At 57.8% G+C, this 1395-nt stretch carries 2 protein-coding genes; both read right to left on the minus strand.

Annotated elements, in window-relative coordinates:
- Window positions 1-99: 99 nt before the first annotated feature.
- Window positions 100-885: an AMP nucleosidase gene (locus ABJK56_RS03590; protein ID WP_347243298.1), complete on the minus strand. Its 786-nt coding sequence runs from the start codon at window positions 883-885 to the stop codon at window positions 100-102.
- A gap of 92 nt (window positions 886-977) precedes the next feature.
- Window positions 978-1395: peptidoglycan-binding domain-containing protein (locus ABJK56_RS03595; RefSeq protein ID WP_347243299.1), on the minus strand; the 418-nt coding region annotated here is incomplete at its 5' end.

Below are 1395 nucleotides of genomic sequence, written 5' to 3' on the forward strand. Positions count from 1 at the left end.
GGCCTCATGTTCTGCGAGCTTTTTCGTGTTGCCGCTTCGGGAGTAATAAAGCACAAGAACGTCCATAAGCTGTGCTCCTCCTGATGCAATTTGGGGGGGTTACCATTCACTGGCCAGACGCCGCGACACATCGGCCCAATTGGCTTCCAGCGATCGGATGGCTTCCAGCCCCAGTTCCAGATGGGTGGGCATGTAATCGGCGTAGATTTTCTCGTGGAGTTCCTTGCTCTTGATGCCTTTGCGCTGCAAGGGCATGTCGGAAACCAGCATGATGGACCCGATGGGCACTTCATAGTGATAGGAGACGGAAAACAGGGTGGCCAATTCCATGTCGATGGCCAGAATGCGTTGCTTTCGCAAGTATTCGACGAAATCGTCGTCGAATTCCCACAACCGCCGGTCCGTCGTGTAAACGATGCCGCACTTGGGCAGGAGCCCTACCTTTTTTACAGCGCCGATGCAGAAAAGGTTTACGGACGAGGCGGGGATGGCGGGAAATTCCGGCGGCAGGTAATGGCGGCTTGTGCCTTCCCCGCGGATGGCCGCCGAAGGCACAACAAAATGCCCGATTTCCAGGGTGTCGTCGATGCCGCCGCACATGCCCAGCATGATGACCGACTTGAGTCGATCCAGGTAGGCCAGGCAATGAATGAGTAAAGCCGCCTGAGGGGATCCGATGCCGAAATCGATGAGGGTGCAGTTGAGATCCGGGGCGTTGACCAGCCGGAAATTGCCTTCGCTTTCTTCACCGCCTGTCTTTTCCTGAAACCAGTCCGCATACTTCTTAAAATTGGTGATGAGGAAATGCTCGCACATCCGGTCCAAAGGGAAACTCGTGTAACGTTCCAAGGTCTGGCGCACATACTCGTGCTCTTTCAACCCCATGATCCGCCTTTCTCCCGAGGTGGGTGGTGCATTTCCTCTTTTATTGTCAGACGCTGCGTTCTTTCCTGCGGCGAAGCCCGCGGCCGAATGTTCTACTTGGCCAGTTCGGCCGCCGTTGCGGCATCAAGGCGTCCGGTGACGGGTAGGCCTCGGTCCGATTGGAAGTTCATCAGAGCCTGCCGCGTCGCCTCGCCCATCTTGCCGTCCGGCGTTCCCGCCTCGTAGCCCAGGGCGTTCAGCTTTCTTTGGGCTTCCTTCAAAGTAAGGGTGGCTCCCTGGTATCCTCCGCTTTGGCTGCTGCCTTCAACCCCGAGACGGCCGCCCGTTCCCAACTGGCGATCCCCCATGGTTTGCGGGGTATAGTTTCTGGCCACACGCACCAGCTGGTTGTAGGCATCGAGAAAAGCTCCGGCGATCACCTTCCCTTGGGGCGTGTTGGTGTAGCCTCCGAGCCCACCACCGGCACTGCCGCCGAAGATGGCTCCTCCCAGACCCCAATCGACGTTCTTG

Origin of the sequence: Thermogutta sp. (assembly GCF_039793925.1) — a bacterium.
GTDB lineage: Bacteria > Planctomycetota > Planctomycetia > Pirellulales > Thermoguttaceae > Thermogutta.

Bases quoted from the DNA above. Each gene is read 5' to 3' on its own strand.
- ABJK56_RS03590 (WP_347243298.1), bottom strand. From the start codon at position 885: ATGGGGTTGAAAGAGCACGAGTATGTGCGCCAGACCTTGGAACGTTAC.